The organism is Thermopirellula anaerolimosa, from assembly GCF_054657335.1.
This window is the reverse complement of the sequence record NZ_BAAHYX010000006.1, coordinates 1,913,545-1,933,856: the sequence shown is the minus strand read 5'-3', so window position 1 is coordinate 1,933,856 and position 20,312 is coordinate 1,913,545. Positions and strand designations below refer to the sequence as shown.

The window sequence follows — 20,312 nt, the reverse complement described above, 5'->3', positions numbered from 1 at the left end:
ACCGGCATCGCGTTGCGCCGGTTGTTTCCCCAAACCGGCGGGAGCGTTCGCATGCAAAACGGACGCGCGGAGGTTTTGCGCCTCCCCGTTTCCGCCTTGCCGTTCGATCGCGATTTTTCCATAATCGGGAAAGCCCTTGTCGCTTCGCAACCGGAAGCGTCAACCGGCGTCTTGCCTTCGTCCGAAATCGAGAAGAGGTGTTGCGTTGTCAACGTCGCCGGTCCGTCCGCCCTCGCAATCTCCGACCAACCCGGCCCCCGGTCGCGGCAGGATCGCCCCGACGCGGTACGGACTGTTTTTTCTGCTTGCGGCGGCGGGTTTGGGCGCCGACCTGGCCACCAAGGAATGGATTTTCTCCAAGCTCGGAATGCCCGGTGAGCAACCCGTGTGGTGGATCATTCCACACGTCTTCGGTTTTCAGACCAGCCTCAACGAAGGGGCTTTGTTCGGGTTGGGGCAGGGCTGGAGCCTGGCGTTCGCTTGCGTTTCGATCCTCTTCGCCGCGGTCGTCATGGCGTGGCTTTTCCTCTTGGGGGCGGCGCACAGCCGATTTCTGACCTGCACCATGGCCTTGATTACGGCGGGTATCCTGGGAAATCTCTACGACCGCCTGGGACTGCACGGACTCCATTGGCCCGAGACCACGAACATGCACCAAATCGGGGAACCGGTCTACGCGGTGAGGGATTGGATCTTAGTGATGATCGGCCGATGGCCTTGGCCCAACTTCAACATCGCCGACAGCCTTTTGGTGTGCGGCGTCTTTCTCTTGCTGTTGCAGGCCCTGTTCTTCGCGGAAAGCGACGCCGCGACCGCCAAGGGACCGGCGGAATCGACGGGCAAAAACCCGGGAGGCACCCGGGGTGCACGAGAACCCTCGCAGGCGCGAGAATAACGGATGTCGCTCGCCGGGCGAAGCGTTCGGCCGCGGAAGTTACGGTCGCCTCGTGAACACATATTACGTTGATTTCCCCATCCCGAATCTTTTGAATCCGTGAATCCTCCCGACGGAACATCACCTCCAGGCCCGCACGCCGCCTCCCCTCCGCCTCAGAATAGACAACGGAGCGACGCACCGCTCCGCTTCGATTGGGCCTTTCCCTTGGCCGACGTGATTCGCCGCCTTTTCTCATGGGACACCTCCGGAAGGATGCTGGCCTTCAGTGCCGTCACGGGCGCGGTCGTCGGCATGGCGGGCGTGGTCTTTGTTTGGGGCTTGGAATCGGTGCAGCATTGGGCCCTGCACGAGACCATGGGCTATCGGCCCCCGCCCGAAGCTGCGTCCGATCCTGATGCCCCATTCCAGCTTCCCCAACGCTGGTGGTTGGTGCTCTTGGTTCCCACCTTGGGCGGACTGGCGTGCGGGGTTGCGGTCGAAGCACTGGCCCCGGAGGCCAAAGGGCACGGCACCGACGCCGTCATTCGTGCATTTCACGGATTGCGCGGGGTGATTCCGCCAAACATCCCGTGGGTGAAGGGACTGGCCAGCATCATCACGATCGGCACCGGCGGTTCGGCCGGGCGGGAGGGGCCGGCCATGCAGATCGGCGCCGGAATCGGCTCGCTCCTGGCGACACGCTGGAAACTCAGCGACTGGGAACGCCGCATCCTCCTCTTGGCCGGGGCGGGCGCCGGCTTGGGCGCCGTCTTCCGCGCCCCTTTGGGCGGCGCCATGTTCGCGGTGGAAGTTCTGTACTCCACAACCGCCATGGAGTTCACGGCCCTGGGACCGGTCTGCGTGGCGGCGGTGGTGGGCTACACCGTGTTCGTCTCCGTCTTCGGCGGTCAACCCATGTTCGACCTCCCCACCGCTCCCGATCCCGAGACCGGATTCCTGCCCTGCGCGTTCAACGGCGCCCACGAGTTGCCGTTCTACTTTGCTTTCGGGCTCCTCTGCGTAGGGGCCGCTTGGCTGTACGTCCGAATTTCCGACGGCTTCAGCGATCAAGTCTTTGCGCGACTCAAGCTGCCGCTTTTGCTGAAACCGGCGATCGGCGGATTGGGCGTCGGGCTGATTGCCTTGGCGTATCCCCAGGTCATGGCGGGCGGGTACGGTTGGGTGCAAAAGGCGATTTTGCACTCACCGGATCTCCCCTGGAAAACTATGGCGGTCCTGGTCCTTTGCAAGATCCTCGCCACGTCCTTCACCATCTCGTCGGGGGGCAGCGGTGGGATGTTCGCTCCCTCCTTGTTCATCGGGGCCATGCTTGGCGGCTCATTCGGAGGGGTTTGCCATGTCTGGTTTCCTCAGATCGCACCGCCGGTCAGTGCGTGCGTCTTGGTGGGGATGGGGGGATTTCTGGCGGGCGTCTTCAAGACCCCGCTGGCCGCCCTCATCATGGTCGCCGAATTGACCGGCTCGCACGATCTGCTCGTTCCTATGATGCTGGTCTCGTTCCTCCACGTCGCCTTGCTGCCGGGAAGGGTATCGCTCTGCCGCGAACAGGTGCCGAGTCTGGCGGACAGTCCGGCGCACGTGGGCGACTTCGTCATGGACGTGCTGGAGCAAATGCGCGTGCAAGAGGTGTACCATCCCCAACCGCGGCCGACGATCATCCCCGAGACCTGCAAGCTGCCTCACTTGCTGCGATTGGCGGCGGACTCGTCGCAGTACGTCTTTCCCGTGGTCGATCGCGAAAACCATTTGACCGGGGTCATTTCCCTGAACGACCTCCGCACCGTGCTGGCGGGAGAGGGGGCCGGCGACTTGGTCATCGCGGTCGATATCGCGGGTCCGGTCGTGACGTTGCGTTTGGGAGACGACCTGCATACGGCCCTGCGGCTGATGGCAAGACATCGCTTGGACGAATTGCCCGTCGTCGCCGACGACGATCCCAACCGTATCTTGGGAACGCTGCGTCGCGAGACCATCCTCGCGGCGTACGACCGCCGCGTGGCCGCGCTTCGGGCGGGAGGCGAAACGCCCCGCAGCGATTAGCCGATACGTCGAAGCCATCCCCCCTTCACCCCGCCCGCAGCGATTCGCAACGCCGCAATGACCCTCGATTTACGTCAATGGCGACTGCGGATATTATGGGCTTGGGATCGAAACCGCCAAACCTTGCCGTCCGTGCCTTGAGGGCGAGATTCCGTGACCGGATTTCGCCGCCCCGTAGCGTGTTGCGCTCGTCGGGAGTCGCGTGCGGTGAAGCGGCGTCTCCGGCGTAACAGAGCAGCCTTGCGGTTCGGCCCTTTCCCGTCTTTTTTCGTCCGATCAGACCTGCGATCGTTGGAAGTCCAAGAGGAAAACGGATGATGACCGATTCGAACTACCGCGTGGAGCGTGACTCGATGGGCGAGGTGCGGCTTCCCGCCGCGGCGTATTACGGTGCGCAGACGCAACGGGCGGTGGAAAACTTTCCCGTCTCCGGCAAGCGATTGCCCCGCGAATTCGTTCACGCTTTGGGGCTTGTCAAATGGGCGGCGGCCCAGGCCAATCACGCGCTGGGGCGTTTGACGGCGGGGCCCAAACCGCTGACGGAAGCTCAGGTGGAGGCCTTGCTGCAAGCCTGTCGCGAGACGGCGGCGGGCAAATTCGACGACCAGTTTCCCGTGGACGTGTATCAAACCGGGTCCGGAACCTCGACCAATATGAACGCCAACGAGGTCATCGCCAATCGCGCGATCGAACTGGCCGGAGGGGATCGTTTTCAACCGGAAAAGCCCATCCATCCTAACGACCACGTGAACATGGGGCAAAGCACGAACGACATTTTCCCCACCGCTATGCACGTGGCCGTTGCCGTGGGAATTCGCGAGCGCCTTCTGCCCGCTCTGACCCACGCCTGGAAGGTCTTGGAGGCCAAGGCCCGGGAATGGAAGGACATTCTCAAGATCGGCCGAACGCATTTGGCGGACGCCACGCCCTTGACCTTGGGGCAGGAGTTCAGCGGACTCGCCCGCATGCTGGAACTTTCGGTCCGCCGCGCGGAACGTGCCGCGGAGGCATTGTTGGAGCTTCCGGCGGGCGGAACGGCGGTGGGGAGCGGCATCAACACCCATCCCGAGTTCGGGCGCCGCGTGGCCGAGATCCTGGCCGACGAGACCGGTATCCCCTTCCGCGAGGCGGAAAACCATTTCGAGGCCAACGCGCAGCGCGACGGGTTGGTGGAATGTCACGGGCAGTTGCGTGCCGTGGCGGTAACGCTCTTCCACGTGGCCAACAACATCCGCTTTCTGGGTTCCGGTCCCCGCTGCGGATACTACGAGGTCATCTTGCCCGATCTCCAGCCCGGCAGTTCCATCATGCCCGGTAAGGTCAATCCCGTAATGTGCGAGAGCTTGATGCAGGTCGCCGCTCGGGTGTTGGGAAACGACCATACGATCGCCTTCGCGGGAGCGACGGGCGGGCAATTCCAGCTCAACATCATGATGCCGGTCTTGGCCGACACGGCGCTCGAATCCGTGCGCCTCTTGGCCGATGGAACCGCCGCCTTTACCGACAAGGCCCTGCGAGATCTCCAGCCCAATCCGCAAGCGTGCGAGGCGGCCGTGGAAAAGAGTCTGGCTTTGGTGACGGGATTGAATCCCTACATCGGGTACGAGCGCGCCGCCGCCATCGCCAAGGAAGCCTTTCGCCGGGGGAAGACGATCCGCGAGGTCTGCCGCGAGCAAAACGTCTTGCCCGAGGATAAGCTCGCCGAAGCGCTCGACCCTCGGCGGATGATCAAGCCGCTGGATTGAGCAAGCATGCGAGCCCGGCCGGTTCTACGCCGCAAGCGAATCGCTGCGCATGATTCCTTCCGTTGACCCGGCGGAACATGCACCTAATAATCAAGGGACCGGAGAGTATCCGGAACGGGTGGGACGTATTGCGTCAATTCACGGATTTGGAAAAGTGAGGACGGATTAATCATGGGTCTGGCAAGAGAGTTATCTTCTTCGGAATTCGATTCGGTGGTATTGCGGTCGGACGTGCCGGTCTTGGTCGATTTCTGGGCGCCCTGGTGCGGACCGTGCCGGATGGTCGCTCCCGCCGTCGAGCAATTGGCCGGCGAGTTCCAAGGGAAGGCCCTGGTCTGCAAGGTCAACGTCGACGAATGCCAAGACATCGCCACGCGCTACCGCATCACCAGCATTCCCACGCTGATGGTCTTCAAGGGCGGGCAGGTCGTCGATCAATTCATCGGTGCTCGGTCGAAGGACGATCTGAAACGCGCGCTGGAGAGCGCCGTTTCCGCTTGAGCCAGGTTTTGGCACTGAGCGGGACGCCTACGGAAAAAGCGTCCTTCCGGTTGCCGCTTCGTTTCCGATGTCTCTTCGTCCCGGCGAAGGTCCGCCTTGAGCAAGCACGTACTGTCGGTTGGCAATTGCGGTTTCGACAACGCGCGATTGACGCAGCGATTGTCGGCCTGGTTCGACGTGCAGATCAGCACGGCGGCGGACGGTCGGACCGCACTGTCGATGGTCCGCGACCGGGCGTTCGATCTGGTCCTGGTGAACCGCGTGTTCGATGCGACCGGTGAGTCGGGTATGGAGTTGATCGCGGAATTGAAGAAGTCGCCCGAACTCGCCGCGATTCCCGTGATGCTGATCTCCAATTACCCCGAGTACCAACGGCAGGCCGTGGAACTGGGGGCGGCACCAGGCTTCGGCAAACAGGACCTTCATGGCGATGCCGTGAAAGGTTTGCTGGAGCCTTACCTGGCGGAATCGAGTCGATAGCCGCGGGGGCTTCTTACGCCCGAGACGATCATCCCGGCAAGGCGGGAACGCCGCTTCGGTTGACCGCTTCGGTTGAAAGCAGGAACGCCGCGAGAGAACTTCGAGTTTTCTCGCGGCGTTTTGAGTTGATCGAGTCGCCGAAGCGATCTCAAGGGGGAACTCATGAATCGCCGTGCAGCGGATGCTTTGCCGACTCGGGCGTGGCCTGAGTCAAGGCCGCCGTATACCGACGAAGGACCTCGCCCCAATTGATCACGCTGTAGAAGGCCTCGATGTACTCGTTCCGCCTGTTCTGATATTTGAGGTAGTACGCGTGCTCCCAGACGTCAACGCCCAGGATCGGGATGTTGCCGTGCATCAAGGGGCTATTTTGATTGGGCGTATCCTCCACCACCAGTTTCTTGTTGGGATCCACGGAGAGCCAAGCCCAACCGCTTCCGAATCGGCCCATCGCCGCCTTGGTGAAGGCTTCGCGGAACTTGTCGAAACCGCCCAATTCACGATCGATGGCGGCGGCCAAGGAACCTTGCGGGGCGCCCCCCCCGTTCGGGCCGAGGATCGTCCAGAACAGCGAGTGATTGGCGTGACCGCCCCCGTGATTGCGGACGGCGGTGCGAATCGATTCCGGAACGCGGTGAATCGCCGCCACCAAATCCTCGACGGACAGTTTTTCCCATTCCGTGCCCTCGATGGCCTTGTTCACGTTCGTGATGTAGGCCTGGTGATGCTTGGTATGGTGGATTTCCATGGTCCGAGCATCGATGTGCGGTTCCAAGGCGTCGTAAGCGTAAGGAAGCTGGGGGAGTGTGTAAGCCATTCAACGTTCTCCTGTCTCAATGTGGTAAACCGACAACAGATCTTGAGCCTAAATGTCCGCCTATCTTGTGGGCCGGGTGAGACCCCCGAATTGGGTCCCATGTTCAAAAGCCCAAATATAACTGCGGTAATTGTGCTTAATGATACGCAGCCAACAAGCCTAGGCAAGTGCGGCGGGCCAAGTGAAAACGTGCCGCATTGCCGGTCACGTTAAGCTATGCCTCAGAAAAGGGGATCCTTGGAGGCATGGGGTGGTTCTAGGAGAAGATCTTTCCTCCTCAGGCGGTTCCCCTCGCTCGCAGGCTGAACCGGATCTCAGAAGTCTCTGATCCTTTAGAGGTTTCTCGGCGGGCCGATCGGCGCGACCTTTTCCGGCGCCCAGTCACGATCAGCGGTACGAGAAATGCATGCTAGCAAATCGAGCAATACGATTTGCGCGTGCGCTGAGACTGCCGTCGATTGCCGGGCGTAAACCGAAAGGGACACTTTGGACCGTCGTGACTATTTGAACTGATAGGCGATTGTTTCTGTGTTTTGTGCAAACGTCTTATCGTCCGCAAATTACCCATAACATGGAACCTTTTCGCAAGTCTCCAATTCCAACCTAAAGGACACCGAAACCGACGCTTAACCCGTTCGTTGGTAACCACCTTCGTCGGGAAACCAAGCCGCGTCAGGACGAGAACACGATACGCCGACCGCAAGGATGGGGACGATTCCCGGTCGGTACTGCAACTTTGATAACGCAACTACGAGTGTTCCATGAAGCAAGCCTTCTCCCGTCCCCTCCGCAGGGGAGGCGCGAAGCTCTGTCGGTCAAGCAAGCTCGGACTCGAGACCCTTGAGCCGAGGTTGGCGCTCTCGGCGACTCTGCTCAACCTTGGGGTTCTCGACTTCGCTCGGATTGTGCTTCCCGGCGGAAGCGGTGATGCATGGCTTCAATTCACGGCCACGCGGACCGGACTCCTTTCGGCGCTGCGCACCACCGGCGATTCGGCCGATTCGAACGAGGGGACGCTACGGTTATACGAGAAGTCGAGCGGTTCCACGGTTCAGATCGCCGAGTCCTCCGGCAGGATCGACGCCGCGGTTACGGCGGGGCAAGCCTACTACTTGCAAATCGTCGCCCCCGCGCCCGGTGAAATCGTCCTTGCAGCAGACTTGCTCACCACAACCGCCACCACCTGGTCCTTTTTCGGTACCACCGGGGATGATACCTTCGAGTATCAAGATGCCGCCGCACGCGTGATTCTCAATGGGATTCCGTACCAGTTGCCGGCAGGTATCTCGGGCATATCCTTTTCGGGCGGAGACGGGCGGGATCAAGCCGTGCTCCGTTCTTCCCGGGGGAACGAGTCGGTTTCGATTTCACCCGGCGGAGCAACGCTATCTTTAACGGGCAGAACCGTCACGGCCTACCAAACCGAGTCCGTATCGGCTTATGTTTCCTCCTCGGCGGTGGGCGAGTTGATCGACTCGCCGGGCGACGACCGCGTGGAATTACGACCGAATGAAGGTCGGAGTCAGGGGCCGGGCTTCGAACACCAATTGATCGGACCGGCCATCATCCACGCCTATTCGCGCAACGGTGGGCGAGACTCGGCCACGCTGTACGATTCCCCCGGCGATGATCAAGCGACCCTCAACCCCGTCCAGTCCGTGGTGCGCGGCAACGGGTTCTACAATCGAGCCAAACTGTTCGCCGACGTGACCGTCGTCAGTACCTCCGGCGGTTTCGATTCCGCCCTGGTGATCGGCTCCGCCGGAAACGACTATCTGAGCGGCGATTTGTCCGGAATCCGCATGAAAGCGGGCGGAGCCGACTTGTCCGTGTCGGGCTACCGGCTGATGGTGGCCGCGTCGGGCGGCGGGGCCGACGTCGCGGAGATCGAAGACTCGCCCGGAGATGATTTCTTCACCGCCTTCCCCGGCGACGCCGCCCTTTTCAACGACGTGGCGACGGTGCGTTTGCAGCAATTCCGCTACGTTCACGCCTATGCCCGCAACGGCGGCCAAGACCTCGCCCATTTCTACGATTCGCCCGGCGATGATACGTTTGTCGCGCGGCCGGATTGGGCGGCCATGAGCACTCCGACCGATTACACGCGCGTGAAGTTCTTTGAAACCGTCCACGCCTATGCGCGCGAAGGAGGGACCGACACGGCCTGGTTGTACGATTCGCCGGGAAATGATCTGCTCACGGCGCGGCCGTATTACACCCGACTGTCCGGAGCGAATTTCGAATATCGCGTCGAAACGTTCGACCGAGTGTACGCCGTGGCGGGTAGCGGCGGGAGCGATCTGGCCGAGTTCCATTCTTCGCGCGGGAGCGACTCGCTTTCGGCCGACGGCACGATCACCGATTTCCTCTTCGCAGAAACCGGCACGGCGGTACAAACGCGACGCTTCGCCTCCGAGGAGGTCTGGCTTGACGTTGACGACGTCGTGCGGAATGCCGTCGCCCGGTGGACGGTTCATCAAAACGAAGTCCGGACCGTGGTGAACGCCGCCGATTATTACGATCCCACCGATGCCACGCTCGGTTTTCAAGCGGCGATCGACGCACTGCCCGCCGAGGGAGGCGTGGTCGTTCTCCCGGCGGGAACTTTCACACTCCGTGCCGGCTTGGTGCTGCGATCCAACGTTACCCTGCAAGGGCACCCGAACGGCACGACGCTGGTTCGGACGACCCACGCGAGCACCGCACTGACCGCCGATGCCCGCCCCGGCGATCTCGAAGTCCGATTGCAATCGACGGCCGGTTTTCGCGTCGGTGACGAGATCGGGCTGTTCATGAGCGGGGCCGACGCACCGATCTATCGCCGGGTGGCGGCCGTCCTGAGCGACCGACTGATTCTGGATCGTCCCCTCGACGGCGACTCCGTCTTTTCGTCCGCCCGATCCGCCACGGTCGCCAATCTCTTTGCGCTGGTCCGCACCGCACGGACGAACGATGGTTCGCTGATCAAAAACGTCGTCGTGGAGAACCTGACCCTCGACGGCAACGCCGCGCCGGGTTACGTCCTGTGGCGGGCGTTGGCAGACGCGGTCATTCATCTCCGATTCACCGAGAACTCCGCGGTTCGTGACGTTCAGGTGCGGGGTTCTTTTTCGACGGGCATCGTCTTCGAGCAGGGCCGCGATAATCTCGTGGAGCGAGCCGTGGTGGAAAACCCACGCCGCGACGGCATCGCCCTAGGCTGGGAGCGAGATACCATCATCCGCGACTCCGTCGTCCGCGGGGCGGGTTTCGGCGCCGAGAACAGCGGTTGGGGCGAGGGCATCTTGGTCAACGGAGGCTGGGACATCAGAGTCGAGGGCAATTTGACCGAAAACAATGTCGGTAAGGGATTGCACCCGGCGGGCGATCTCACCATCGGCGGCATTTGGCTCAACAATGTGAGCCGCTACAACGGCATCAACGGGTTCCACTATTGCAACAACAATTTCGCCGTTTGGGCGGTCAACAATGATCTCTACGGCAACGGCGATAGCGGCATCGGCGGCTTGGGACTGGGGGGCGATTTCGGAGACCGCTTCAACGTCATTCGAAACAACCGCATCCACCACAACCAACGGTACGGCATCCTTATCAATGGTGGGATGGATAACTACATTCAAAACAATTTCATCTATGCGAACTCCCAACGCAGCCCCGGTCGGTTTTCCGAAATCTTGGTGGGGGCCGTGTACACGACCGTGATTTCCGGCAACACCGTTCAACCCACGGTAGTCACGACCGTCGCTCCGCCGATCGAAACCCGGTACCTTGTGGCGCTCAACGTGGTCCAATAGCCGGGCGGCCTTTGGGAGAGGGCGACCGGGTTGCCCGATAACGCGAGGACCGGTCCGCGGATCCAATGGTGCCGCACCCGTCACGGTTGGGCTTCGGCGGCCTCCGCCTCCTCCCGTTCGCGGCGGTGGATTTCAGCAAGGATCTCTTCCAGACGCTTTTCAACGCTCTCTTGCCCTGCCGTAAACTCCAACTCGATTCGCAGAGCCGCAAGCGGAACGGCGCCTAACTGCGATGAACGGATCTTGACCCAGTCCTTTTCCGTGCAAAGCGCCAGGTCGGCGCCGTTTGCGGTTGCCCAGTCGGACAAATCCGCGATATCTTCCCGTCGGTATCGGTAATGATCGGGATAGGCTCGAAACGCGACGATCTCCAATTGGAGATTGCTCAGGGTCTTGCGAAAGGCGGTCGGATTGCCGATGCCGCAGAAGGCGACCGCACGTTTCCCTTGAAGCTCGTTCGGCGAGGTCGGGTCCCGTCCGAGTTGGAGCACCGCGACGGGCACATGCCGCGACTCGGCCCACAAGGATTCGGGTGCGTATTGCCGCGTCCGGTGACGAATCCGCTCGATTTCCTCGGCGGAAATCCGGTCCGCGCGCGAGAGTACGACGATGTCGGCCCGGGCCAAGCTGCTTAAGGGTTCGCGGAGCATTCCCCGGGGAAAGACGTGATTCAGTCCGAATGGTTCCAGGGCGTCCAGCATCACGATGTCCAACGAGCGGGCCAAGCGACGATGCTGAAAGCCGTCGTCGAGCACGATCAATTGCGACGCCAGTTCCTCCACGGCGGTCAGGGCCGCCGCCACGCGATCGGGGTTTTGCAGATGCGGCACGTCGGGCAGTTGCAATTCCAGCACGGCGGCCTCATCGTTCACCGCCCCGGCCTCCGCGCCGTACCCGCGACTGACGACGACCGCGCGCACTCCATGCCGTCGAAACCAGCGGCACAACCACGCCGTCATGGGGGTCTTGCCGGTGCCGCCCAGCGTGAGGTTTCCCACGGAAATGACGGGTACGCCCACGTCATGGATCGCGGCCCGACCGCAGTCGTAGCGCCGGTTCCGCCACAGCGTGCCCGCGATGACCAGAGGTTCGGCGACGGCCAGTACGGCGCGAATACCCGTCGCCTTCCAAGAGCGATCGCGACCGCCGACTACGTCCCGCCATCGCTGCGCATCCCACATTCGCGAACACCCTCCGTGATCTCACTGAAAACGCCGCGACGAACGCTTCAACGGTCGCCCGCGCGGCACGCGCACGGCAACTGCGCAAAACCTCTTTGAAACCGGAGATTATACGCGCTCAAACCCCGGTGCTCCTATTCCCGCCGCTTCGTCGGGGCAAAACCCCGGCACTCCGTTGCCCGTATAATTATCGGTCGAGTCGGATGGCACTATGGCACGTCGATCGGACAATCGCCGCTCGCAAGCATCCGCTGCGGTGAGCAGGCGGAGCGAACCACCGACCGGCGGCGGTGCGAGTCCGAAGGTCGGTCGCCGTCTCGAAGGGCCGGGGCGGTCGTCGTTGCCGGGCGGCTTACGGTCGCCGCTTGGACGCCATTCCTTACATCCGCTTTGAACGCCCAACGCAACTTCAACCTTTCCGCGCGAGCTTGTCGCGGCCCCTCATGCACGATCCATTTGCTCTTCCAGGAGAACGCATCCGCACGCGGATTTCAGTGACCGGCACGGTCCAGGGGATCGGGTTTCGCCCCTTCGTGTATCGGTTGGCGCACGATTTGGGACTTTCCGGTTGGGTTCGGAACGAGTCCGATCGGGTGGTGATGGAGGTGGAAGGCGGCGTCGCGGCGGTTCGGGCGTTCGAGGACCGTTTGCGGAACGAATTTCCCGCTTGGACTTGCTACGAGACGTTCCAGGCCGAGCGAATACCGCTCGATAGTCCGGACGCATCGGCGGACCGATCGAATGCGAACGGTTTCGAGGTCCGCGAAAGCGTCGCGGCGGGAAGTCCTTCGCCGACGATTCCCCCCGACCTGGCCGTGTGCTCGGATTGCCTGCGCGAGGTCCGCGATCCGCGGGATCGGCGGTACCTTTATCCGTTCACGAATTGCACGCAGTGCGGGCCGCGCTGGTCGATCGTGGAGGGCGTACCGTATGATCGACCGCTGACGGCGATGAAACTCTTTTCGATGTGTCCGGCCTGCCGCAAGGAATATGAAGACCCGGGCGACCGGCGATTTCACGCACAACCCATCGCTTGCCCACAGTGCGGTCCGCGGCTTGCGTTCTGCGACTCGCAGGGGAACGTCCTGGCGGAAGAAGACAACGCCTTGCGGATCGCGGCGGACGGCGTTCTTGCGGGATACATCGTGGCGATGAAGGGACTAGGCGGCTTTCAACTGATATGCGACGCCACGAACGAGGCCGCCGTTCGCGAACTGCGCCGGCGAAAACGCCGTCCCGACAAACCCTTCGCCCTATTGATGGATGAGGCCGCGGCGGAGAGCTACTGCCGGTTGCAATCGGACGAGGTTCGCCGCTTGCTGCGATCTGCCGCGGCGCCGATCGTGCTGCTGCGAAAACGGGACGTCGCATCGCGAACACCGCCGATCGCCGAGTCCGCGGCCCCCGGCAATCCCTACTTGGGCGTCATGTTTCCGGCCACGCCGCTGCACGACTTGCTGCTGCGAGCGGTCGACCGACCACTCGTATGCACCAGCGGCAACCTCTCGGAAGAGCCGATGGCCGTGGAAAACGATGAGGCCTTGGAGCGACTGGGCGGTATCGCGGACGGCTTCCTTTTGCACGATCGGCCGATCGTGCGCCCGGTGGACGATTCGGTGGTTCTGGCCGACTCCTTGGGAACCTGCGTGATCCGCCGTGCCCGGGGATTCGCGCCGCGTCCGATCCGCTTGCGTGAGCCTCTTCCGGTCATGGTCGCCTTGGGCGGGCACCTGAAGAACGCACCGGCCTTGGCGATGGGGCGTCGCGTCGTGCTCGGCTCGCATGTGGGAGACCTGGATACGCCCGCCGCCCTCCGTGCCTTCCGCCGGTCCGTCGAGGATTTGTTGCGGTTCTTCCAGGCCGCCCCGGAACTTTTGGTTTGCGACCTGCATCCCGACTATGCGTCCACCCGATTCGCCGAGGAATTGAGCGAGCGTCTGCGGTTACCGCTGCTTCGTGTTCAACATCACGAGGCGCACCTTGCGGCATGCCTGGCGGAGAACGAGGGCCTATCGCACGACGAGGCGGCCTTGGAGTTGCCCCTCTTGGGCGCCGTGTGGGACGGGGCGGGCTACGGTACGGACGGCACGTCCTGGGGTGGGGAGTTCTTTCTATTCGACGGGCGGGAGATACGACGGGTCGCCCATTTCGCCACGTTCGCCTTGCCCGGCGGAGACGCCGCGGCGCGACAACCTCGCCGATCGGCCTTGGGATGCCTCTACGAAATCTTGGGGCCCGAGGCCGCGCAGCCCTTGAAGCATCTTTTCCGCGCCGATGAGTGTCGGGTGCTGATGCGTCTGTTGGAGGGTGGTACGCTCTGTCCGCGGACATCCAGTGCCGGTCGACTGTTCGACGCGGCGGCAGCGCTGCTCGGCTTCGGCGAAAACGCCTCCTTCGAGGGGCAGGCGGCCATGAAACTGCAATTCGCGGCGGAAGACTTTCGGGAAGCGTATCATAAAGAACGGGGAAGCACGGACCCGCGGGAGTTGGCGCAACCCTTGGAGGCGTGTCCTATCGCGGACGCCGGCGGCGGTATGGGGGCACAACCCTGGATTGTGGATTGGCGACCGCTCTTTGCTTCGCTGCTTCGGGCCGTAGAGAATCAGACGCCGATCGGAGCCTTGGCGACGGCCTTTCACGCCAGGCTGGCCCAAACGGTCGCGGAAACGGCGAGGAGGCTTGGTTGTCGCACGGTAGCCTTGTCCGGCGGGTGCTTTCAAAACTCCCTGTTACGAGAATTGGTGGGACGTTTCGCGGAGTACGACGGGTTCCGGCTATTGGTGCACCGCGAAATCCCTCCCGGCGACGGCGGTTTGGCGCTGGGTCAGATTTGGTTGGCAGCCCTGCGGCAGCGCGGCGCGGACCTCTCCGTGGAGGCTCCGGCCTAACGGCGAGAATGCCGAAATAAACAAGCGAGATCGCTCGAGAACGAGCACCTTTTCAGCGAAGGATTACCAAGCATGTGTTTGGGGATTCCAGGGAAGATATTGGAAACGTTCGATCGCGACGGTTTGCCCTACGGTCGGGTCGATTTCGGCGGCATCCGCAAGGAGATTTGCCTGGCCTACACGCCCGAGGCGGTCCCCGGCGAATACGTGTTGGTGCACGTGGGATTCGCCATCAGCCGATTGGATGAGGCCGAGGCGGAGGAAAACTTGCGTCTCATCCGAGAAATCGAAGGTGAACTTCCCGGCGATCCCTTCGAAGACGGCCCCGGCGAGAACTCTCTGAAAAACCAACCGGAGGAAAACCGCGTGCGTCAATCGGCCGAGGCGACAGGCGGCGATCAAACAGGCAGCTAAGTTGCGCAGGGGGCGGCATCCGCCGGTACCGCCCGAGGCTTCCGTGTGAACAAGGAATTCGGCCGTGAAATATCTGGAAGAGTATCGCAACGCAGAGGCGGTTCGCGCGACGGCGGACCGACTCCGCGGTCTAGTCCGACAACCGTGGACGTTGATGGAGATTTGCGGAGGTCAAACGCATTCCATTCTTCGCTACGGCCTGGACCGGTTGTTGCCGCCGGAATTGACGCTGATTCACGGGCCGGGCTGTCCGGTCTGTGTCACGCCGGTCGAAATCATCGACAAAGCGCTCGCCATTGCGTCCCAACCGGGCGTCATCTTCTGTTCCTTTGGGGATATGCTGCGGGTGCCGGGAAGTCGCAAGAGCTTGCTGGAAGTCAAAGCCGAAGGCGGCGACGTGAGAATCGTCTATTCACCCTTGGACGCGGTGGCCTTGGCATCCCGCCGCCCCGAGCGTCAGGTCGTCTTTTTCGCGGTGGGCTTCGAGACCACGGCGCCTGCCAACGCCATGGCAGTCTCTCAAGCCGCTCGGATGGGGCTTGCGAATTTTTCGATCCTGTCGGCCCACGTGCTGGTGCCGCCCGCCATCGAGGCGATTCTCAGTTCGCGGAACTGCCGCGTGCAAGGATTCTTGGCCGCCGGGCACGTCTGCACGGTGATGGGTATCGAGGAGTACTTTCCCCTGGCGGAGCGCTTTCGCGTGCCGATCGTGGTCACCGGATTCGAACCGCTGGATATCCTATGGGGCATCGGCGAGTGCGTGGAGCAGTTGCAAGCCGCGCGGGCGGAGGTCCGAATCCAGTATTCCCGCGCGGTCCGACCGCAAGGCAATACCTGGGCGCAGGAGCAAATGCGGCGGGTGTTCCGAGTCGTGGACCGGGCATGGCGGGGGATCGGCGTCATCCCGCAAAGCGGCCTCGCCCTGCGCGAAGAGTTCGCCGCCTTCGATGCCGAGCGGCGGTTCGACGTTGGGGCGACGGGGCAGGGGGAATCGCGGGAATGCATCGCGGGCGAGGTCTTGCAGGGCCTCAAGCGTCCCACGGAGTGCCCCGCCTTTGGTCGACTATGCACGCCCGAACAACCCCTGGGTGCACCCATGGTCTCGTCCGAGGGCGCGTGCGCCGCCTATTACCGGTATCGCCGGTGAATAAACAGGCGGGCAGCGCCCGTCGGCCAAGATCAGGTTCGCTGCGGCAAGACCGATTCGATCAGCTTCGCGCAGGTTCGGTCACCGGTCCGAAATGGGCGCCCCACTTGTCGGCCAGGGGCTTGCCCTCCGCCAACAAGGCCGCCGTCTCTTGCTCGGACAGCGGGGCGTCTTCGTAGAAATGGGCGATATCCTGCCGCAGTTGCTCCACGTTATTGATGCCGAGATTGACGCTGCACACGCCGGGCAGGCTAAGCGCATAGCGTATCGCCGGTCCCACCTTGTCGCCGACCAACAATCCGGTGGACCGAGGATTGGCGTAGCTACCCTTGGCGGGATCGGCCCCGCCCAGCACCTTCATGGCGATGATGCCCACGTTGTGCTTGCGAGCGATGGGCAGCACCTGCTCCTCGAAGTTGTAGGTGTGGCGATCGACGTAGTTCACGGCGGCCAAGAGGACGTCCACCTCGCCGGTTTCGAGGAATTGCGCGAACCTTCCCGGCAGATTATGCCCGGAAATCCCGATGTAGCGGCACTTGCCCGCCGCCTTTTGACGCACCAACCACGTGAAAACGCCCTCCGCATCCAGGGCGCCGTCGACCTTGCGATTGCCCACGCTGTGATAGTAGAGCAAATCCACGTAATCGGTTTGAAGCAACTTCAACGAACGGGCCAAGGACTTCTCGCCTTCCTCGACGGTATCGGCGGGGACCTTGGTGGCAAGAAAGACCTCCTTGCGGCGAGTCTTCATCGCCAAACCCACCCCTTCCTCGGCCTTGATGTAAGCCGGCGCCGTATCGATGGAATTGATCCCCAAATCAATCGCCGTATTCACGACCTTGGCGATGTCCTCGAAAGACATCTCCCTCGAGTTTCCGCAAGGCGCCGTCCCCAGCGTGAAGATCGTCAACTGTTCGCCGGTTCTCCCCAGGACCCGTTTCGGGATCGGTCGTGCCTCCGAAGACGCTTCGACCGCCTCGCTCGCGGAAACATTAGCGAGCCAACCGCCCGAGACCCATGCGGTCCCGCTCAAGATCCCGGACTGACGTACGAATTCTCGACGTGAGTACGATTGCGACGCCATCAGTGAATTCTCCGCTAAAAGAAGGAAGGCTGAGCCTTAGGATGAAACGGGGGCGCCCGTCGGTCGGGTCGCCGCCGGTTGTCTTATCATTGTTGGCGGGAAGGGCGGAAAGTCAAACTCGCTGCGAGGAATCATTACGAATGCTCTGGTGTTTTTCGCCGGCGATGTCCCGAATTGCCGACGAATGTCGACCTCGCGCAAGTGCGATGGAAGACGCGGTTCCGGTTCGCCGCGCCGCGCTCCAGGCCGACTTGATCGGGAAACCCAGCGAGGGAAATCCTCTCGATTCGCTCGCGTAAATTGTTGTGCGGCGGCTTCTTGTGCATTGGTGGAATATTCCGGTAAAATCTTACCCTAAGGTGAATGCTTCTTTCACCGTCCGTTCGTTAGGGTCTCGATTGGTCCGTGCGACGGAGTATACTCGTCCGAAGAGGGGCGCTTGGGTTGGTTGTTCGATGCCAAGCAGGCCGTGCGGACGTTGGACCTGGGGCAGGCTGGGGGCTTGTGATGAAAATCGCCGTCTTCAGCACGGCACCGCATCTCTTCCGACCCTTGGAATCCGAGGGATGGGACGTTGCTATCGTTGAAGGGGCGTCTCGCGGGGCGGAGTTGCTTGATCGGATTCAAGCCGCTTCCATCTGGATCGTCGATTCCCCACGCTTGCCCGATACGGAGAGCGTCCGCACCGCAATCGCCCTCGCAAATGGCAAGCACAGCCCACAGCGCATTCTGATCCGCCCGCGCCCTCGCGCCGGCGAACCGTCGGGCGAGGATTGGGCCGATGCCTTCGACGACTTTCTGTACGATCCGGTCGATCTTCAAGAGTTAACGGATCGACTGCGGACGGCCTCGTCGCGTCTACGACGGGGAGCGGAGTGCGATCAAACCTGCGCGCCCGCCGTTCGTTTCCATCGGGTGTTCGAGAACGCCTGCGTGGGCGTTGTGATTTGCGACTTCACGGGGCACATCCTGGAGGCGAATCGACAATTCGCCCAAATGCTCGGGTATCGACCGGACGAATTGCAAGGGGCGTCGATCGCCGACATCACGCATCCCGACGATATGACGAGAGAGACCGAGACCCTGACGCCTCTGGCGGAAGGCCGAATCTCGAAGGTCGTGCTGGAGAAGCGATACCTGCACAAGAGCGGAAGCGTCGTCTGGGGAAGGCTTTACGTATCGATTGGGGAAATGCTCAAACCCGGCGAAGGCTGGGGACTCGCCCTCGTCGAGGACATCACGCCCACCAAACTGGCGGAACAGGCCGAGCGGGAAAGCCGCAACCGGTGGCAATCGCTGGTCGAGAATCTGCCGGACCGGATTGCCTTGGTCGACTCGCAATTCAACCTCAAGTACATCAACCGCCCCATTGAACCGGAGGCGTTGGGATCGTCCATCCTGAACTTGGTCGATCCCCAGGACCGCGCCGCGTGTTTGGCCAAGCTGGAACAGGCCAGGGATCAGCGCATCGTTACCTCGATGAAGCTTCGCGGCGGCAGCGGACGGATTTGGTATTGTCGCTGCGTTCCGCAAACTTCCGGAGACGGGTCGATCCACGACCTGATCATCATCGGAACCGACGTCACGGAGCGTTACCGCATTGAAGCCGAATTGCGGCAGAAAGAGGCCTGCCTGCGTCGTCTCTTGGACGTCAGCGAATTGGATCGGCGTCTGGTCTGGGACCAACTCCACAATCGCCTGAGCCAAGAGTTGACGGGCTTGTCGCTGGCTTTGGACAAACTCGCGGCGACACACGCCGACGGGGATCCCGATCCGGTGGCGGGGACCGCCGCCCGGATCGCCAAGCAATGCCTGACGGTATGCCGCAATTTGGCGGACGCCCTACACTCGGGCACACTGGAACGGTTCGGACTGGTACCCGCCCTGGAGGAGTATATTCAAGGGCTTTCATCCGAAACCGGTCGAATCATCACGTTCCATGCGCCGAACGGTGTCGTCTCACTATTGCCGCATTTGGCGACTTCGCTCTTTCGCATCGCCGAGCAACTGCTGAAAACGGGGCGGTTCGCCCACGAAACGGCGCCCATCGAACTGAACTTGTCGTGCCATGAAGAATGGGCAACTCTGGAGCTTTTCGTGAGCGGCGGTTCTCAACCGACCAAAGACCGGGTGGTGTTCGATCCCGACTTGCTCGTGGTCCGTGAACGGGCGTTGCTGCTGGGCGGCGAATTCGAGGTCCGGGAATCCGAAGACGGCGTTCGCTGGATCTGCCGCATTCCTCTGACCGGCGGGACGACGTGACGTGCGGAGGCGATCCCCGTTAAGAAGTCGAGGCTCTTGACGGCGGACCTCGTGCTGCGCCGCGGCAAGAAAGGTCCGCCCGCTCGACGATCTCAACGCTTGCCCGACAGGCGCTCGCGGAACAGTTGCGATGCCCGTTGCATGGTCCGTCGCTCCTGCCGCGTCAAGCTTTCCGTGCCTTCTTTCGCGATCTTGTCGAGAATCCGATCGACTTCGCGCTGCAACTTTTCGAAGGCCTCGCTCTCTTGGTCTTCGTCGTCGAACGTGGGCGTATCCCCCCGCGGATTCCGAACGCGAAGGCGGGGGCGTCGACGCGTCCACATGTACCAGCGATCCGAGACGTTCCGCCAACCGAGCGACTGCAACGCTCGCCCGAAATTCCAGCCCTGATAATAGTACAGGGCGGCAAGAATCGCTCCGGTAAGATGGACGGAATAGGCGATTTGCCCCCTGGTGCTGACCTGGAGTGCGCCCAACACGTCCGGCACGATCAGGAACAGTCCGGCCACCCAAGCCGGAACCGGCAAAAAGAAAAACAGCAAGATGGTGCGGCGGGGAAAGTGCAGGCAAAACAGGAGGAAAATGCCCACCACCGCCCCGGAGGCCCCGACCAATCCGACATCCGGACTGCCGCTGAGCACGTTCGTAATCGACCAAAAAACGCCGCCGGCCGTGATCAAGACCATATACAGTCTCGTAAACTCGGCGCGGCCGTAGAGGTATTCGATCTCCCGGCCGAACAACCACAACGTCAACATATTGAAGAAGATGTGGTTGAAGGCCTTGTCGTGAGTGAAGCCGTAGGTGACGAACTGCCACCATAACCAAGGCTGCTTGATGGCATCGACTCGCGCGGCGGTCCAGCGACTGATTTGGTAGTCCGTCAGCGCATCCGCGACGTAAACGATGACGTTGATCAATACGATCCAGGCGATGGCGGATTGTGGGCCGCTCCAACCTCCGGGAGAGTAGGGAGTATGAACGGTTCGGGAATAGTCACGATCTTGCCAGCCCATGAATCCTCGCCGCCACGACGATCAAAAAGATGCAGGACCGAGAGG

The 20,312-nt window shown here is 62.1% G+C and carries 14 protein-coding genes; 10 read left to right on the top strand and 4 right to left on the bottom strand.

From position 1 onward, the window contains the following. The first annotated feature begins 205 nt into the window (after positions 1-205). From ACYQ6J_RS13020 to ACYQ6J_RS13000, 5 genes are all read left to right on the top strand, one after another. Complete coding sequence (locus ACYQ6J_RS13020; RefSeq protein ID WP_460184615.1) at positions 206-895, top strand: signal peptidase II; 690 nt, start codon at positions 206-208, stop codon at positions 893-895. 99 nt (positions 896-994) lie between these two features. Continuing rightward, the gene (locus ACYQ6J_RS13015; RefSeq protein ID WP_460184614.1) at positions 995-2,938 is read left to right on the top strand and encodes a chloride channel protein; all 1,944 of its coding nucleotides are present in this window, start codon (positions 995-997) and stop codon (positions 2,936-2,938) included. Positions 2,939-3,252: 314 nt separating this feature from the next. Further along, positions 3,253-4,683, top strand: a complete 1,431-nt coding sequence (locus ACYQ6J_RS13010) for a class II fumarate hydratase (protein WP_460184613.1) — start codon at positions 3,253-3,255, stop codon at positions 4,681-4,683. A gap of 171 nt (positions 4,684-4,854) precedes the next feature. Continuing rightward, a complete protein-coding gene (trxA, locus tag ACYQ6J_RS13005) occupies positions 4,855-5,184 on the top strand; it encodes a thioredoxin (RefSeq protein ID WP_460184612.1) in 330 nt (109 codons plus the stop codon). A gap of 96 nt (positions 5,185-5,280) precedes the next feature. After that, the gene (locus ACYQ6J_RS13000; RefSeq protein WP_460184611.1) at positions 5,281-5,664 is read left to right on the top strand and encodes a response regulator; all 384 of its coding nucleotides are present in this window, start codon (positions 5,281-5,283) and stop codon (positions 5,662-5,664) included. A gap of 160 nt (positions 5,665-5,824) precedes the next feature. On the opposite strand, the gene ACYQ6J_RS12995 is transcribed toward ACYQ6J_RS13000, so the two are convergent. Further along, positions 5,825-6,481 (bottom strand): superoxide dismutase, encoded by a 657-nt coding sequence (locus ACYQ6J_RS12995; RefSeq protein WP_460184610.1) that lies wholly within the window; start codon positions 6,479-6,481, stop codon positions 5,825-5,827. A gap of 761 nt (positions 6,482-7,242) precedes the next feature. Here ACYQ6J_RS12995 and ACYQ6J_RS12990 point away from each other — a divergent pair. Next, complete coding sequence (locus ACYQ6J_RS12990) at positions 7,243-10,275, top strand: right-handed parallel beta-helix repeat-containing protein (RefSeq protein ID WP_460184609.1); 3,033 nt, start codon at positions 7,243-7,245, stop codon at positions 10,273-10,275. Positions 10,276-10,355: 80 nt separating this feature from the next. Here the strand turns inward: ACYQ6J_RS12990 and lpxK are convergent, their stop codons facing one another. Continuing rightward, complete coding sequence (gene lpxK, locus ACYQ6J_RS12985; protein WP_460184608.1) at positions 10,356-11,456, bottom strand: tetraacyldisaccharide 4'-kinase; 1,101 nt, start codon at positions 11,454-11,456, stop codon at positions 10,356-10,358. Positions 11,457-11,899: 443 nt separating this feature from the next. Here lpxK and hypF point away from each other — a divergent pair, with 443 nt between their 5' ends. The 3 genes from hypF (at position 11,900) to hypD (ending at position 15,905) form a co-directional block, all read left to right on the top strand. After that, the gene (gene hypF, locus ACYQ6J_RS12980; protein ID WP_460184607.1) at positions 11,900-14,344 is read left to right on the top strand and encodes a carbamoyltransferase HypF; all 2,445 of its coding nucleotides are present in this window, start codon (positions 11,900-11,902) and stop codon (positions 14,342-14,344) included. Between the two features lie 72 nt (positions 14,345-14,416). Then, entirely contained in the window at positions 14,417-14,758 is a 342-nt protein-coding gene (locus tag ACYQ6J_RS12975; protein ID WP_460184606.1) for a HypC/HybG/HupF family hydrogenase formation chaperone, read from the top strand. 64 nt (positions 14,759-14,822) lie between these two features. After that, positions 14,823-15,905: a hydrogenase formation protein HypD gene (hypD, locus tag ACYQ6J_RS12970; RefSeq protein ID WP_460184605.1), complete on the top strand. Its 1,083-nt coding sequence runs from the start codon at positions 14,823-14,825 to the stop codon at positions 15,903-15,905. Positions 15,906-15,966: 61 nt separating this feature from the next. On the opposite strand, the gene ACYQ6J_RS12965 is transcribed toward hypD, so the two are convergent. Beyond that, complete coding sequence (locus ACYQ6J_RS12965; protein ID WP_460184604.1) at positions 15,967-16,989, bottom strand: aldo/keto reductase; 1,023 nt, start codon at positions 16,987-16,989, stop codon at positions 15,967-15,969. Between the two features lie 507 nt (positions 16,990-17,496). Here ACYQ6J_RS12965 and ACYQ6J_RS12960 point away from each other — a divergent pair. Then, a complete protein-coding gene (locus tag ACYQ6J_RS12960) occupies positions 17,497-19,251 on the top strand; it encodes a sensor histidine kinase (RefSeq protein ID WP_460184603.1) in 1,755 nt (584 codons plus the stop codon). A 92-nt stretch (positions 19,252-19,343) separates the two neighbouring features. Here ACYQ6J_RS12960 and ACYQ6J_RS12955 read toward each other — a convergent pair whose 3' ends face one another. Further along, positions 19,344-20,267, bottom strand: coding sequence for a rhomboid family intramembrane serine protease (locus tag ACYQ6J_RS12955; protein WP_460184602.1), 924 nt, complete (start codon positions 20,265-20,267; stop codon positions 19,344-19,346). Positions 20,268-20,312: the final 45 nt, after the last annotated feature.

What these genes read in the sequence shown, in the direction of transcription:
- ACYQ6J_RS13010 (WP_460184613.1), top strand. Translation starts at nt 3,253, where the DNA reads ATGATGACCGATTCGAACTACCGCGTGGAGCGTGACTCGATGGGCGAG.
- trxA (WP_460184612.1), top strand. Translation starts at nt 4,855, where the DNA reads ATGGGTCTGGCAAGAGAGTTATCTTCTTCGGAATTCGATTCGGTGGTA.
- ACYQ6J_RS12995 (WP_460184610.1), bottom strand. Translation starts at nt 6,481, where the DNA reads ATGGCTTACACACTCCCCCAGCTTCCTTACGCTTACGACGCCTTGGAA.
- ACYQ6J_RS12990 (WP_460184609.1), top strand. Translation starts at nt 7,243, where the DNA reads ATGAAGCAAGCCTTCTCCCGTCCCCTCCGCAGGGGAGGCGCGAAGCTC.
- lpxK (WP_460184608.1), bottom strand. Translation starts at nt 11,456, where the DNA reads ATGTGGGATGCGCAGCGATGGCGGGACGTAGTCGGCGGTCGCGATCGC.
- hypF (WP_460184607.1), top strand. Translation starts at nt 11,900, where the DNA reads ATGCACGATCCATTTGCTCTTCCAGGAGAACGCATCCGCACGCGGATT.
- ACYQ6J_RS12975 (WP_460184606.1), top strand. Translation starts at nt 14,417, where the DNA reads ATGTGTTTGGGGATTCCAGGGAAGATATTGGAAACGTTCGATCGCGAC.
- ACYQ6J_RS12965 (WP_460184604.1), bottom strand. Translation starts at nt 16,989, where the DNA reads ATGGCGTCGCAATCGTACTCACGTCGAGAATTCGTACGTCAGTCCGGG.
- ACYQ6J_RS12960 (WP_460184603.1), top strand. Translation starts at nt 17,497, where the DNA reads ATGAAAATCGCCGTCTTCAGCACGGCACCGCATCTCTTCCGACCCTTG.
- ACYQ6J_RS12955 (WP_460184602.1), bottom strand. Translation starts at nt 20,267, where the DNA reads ATGGGCTGGCAAGATCGTGACTATTCCCGAACCGTTCATACTCCCTAC.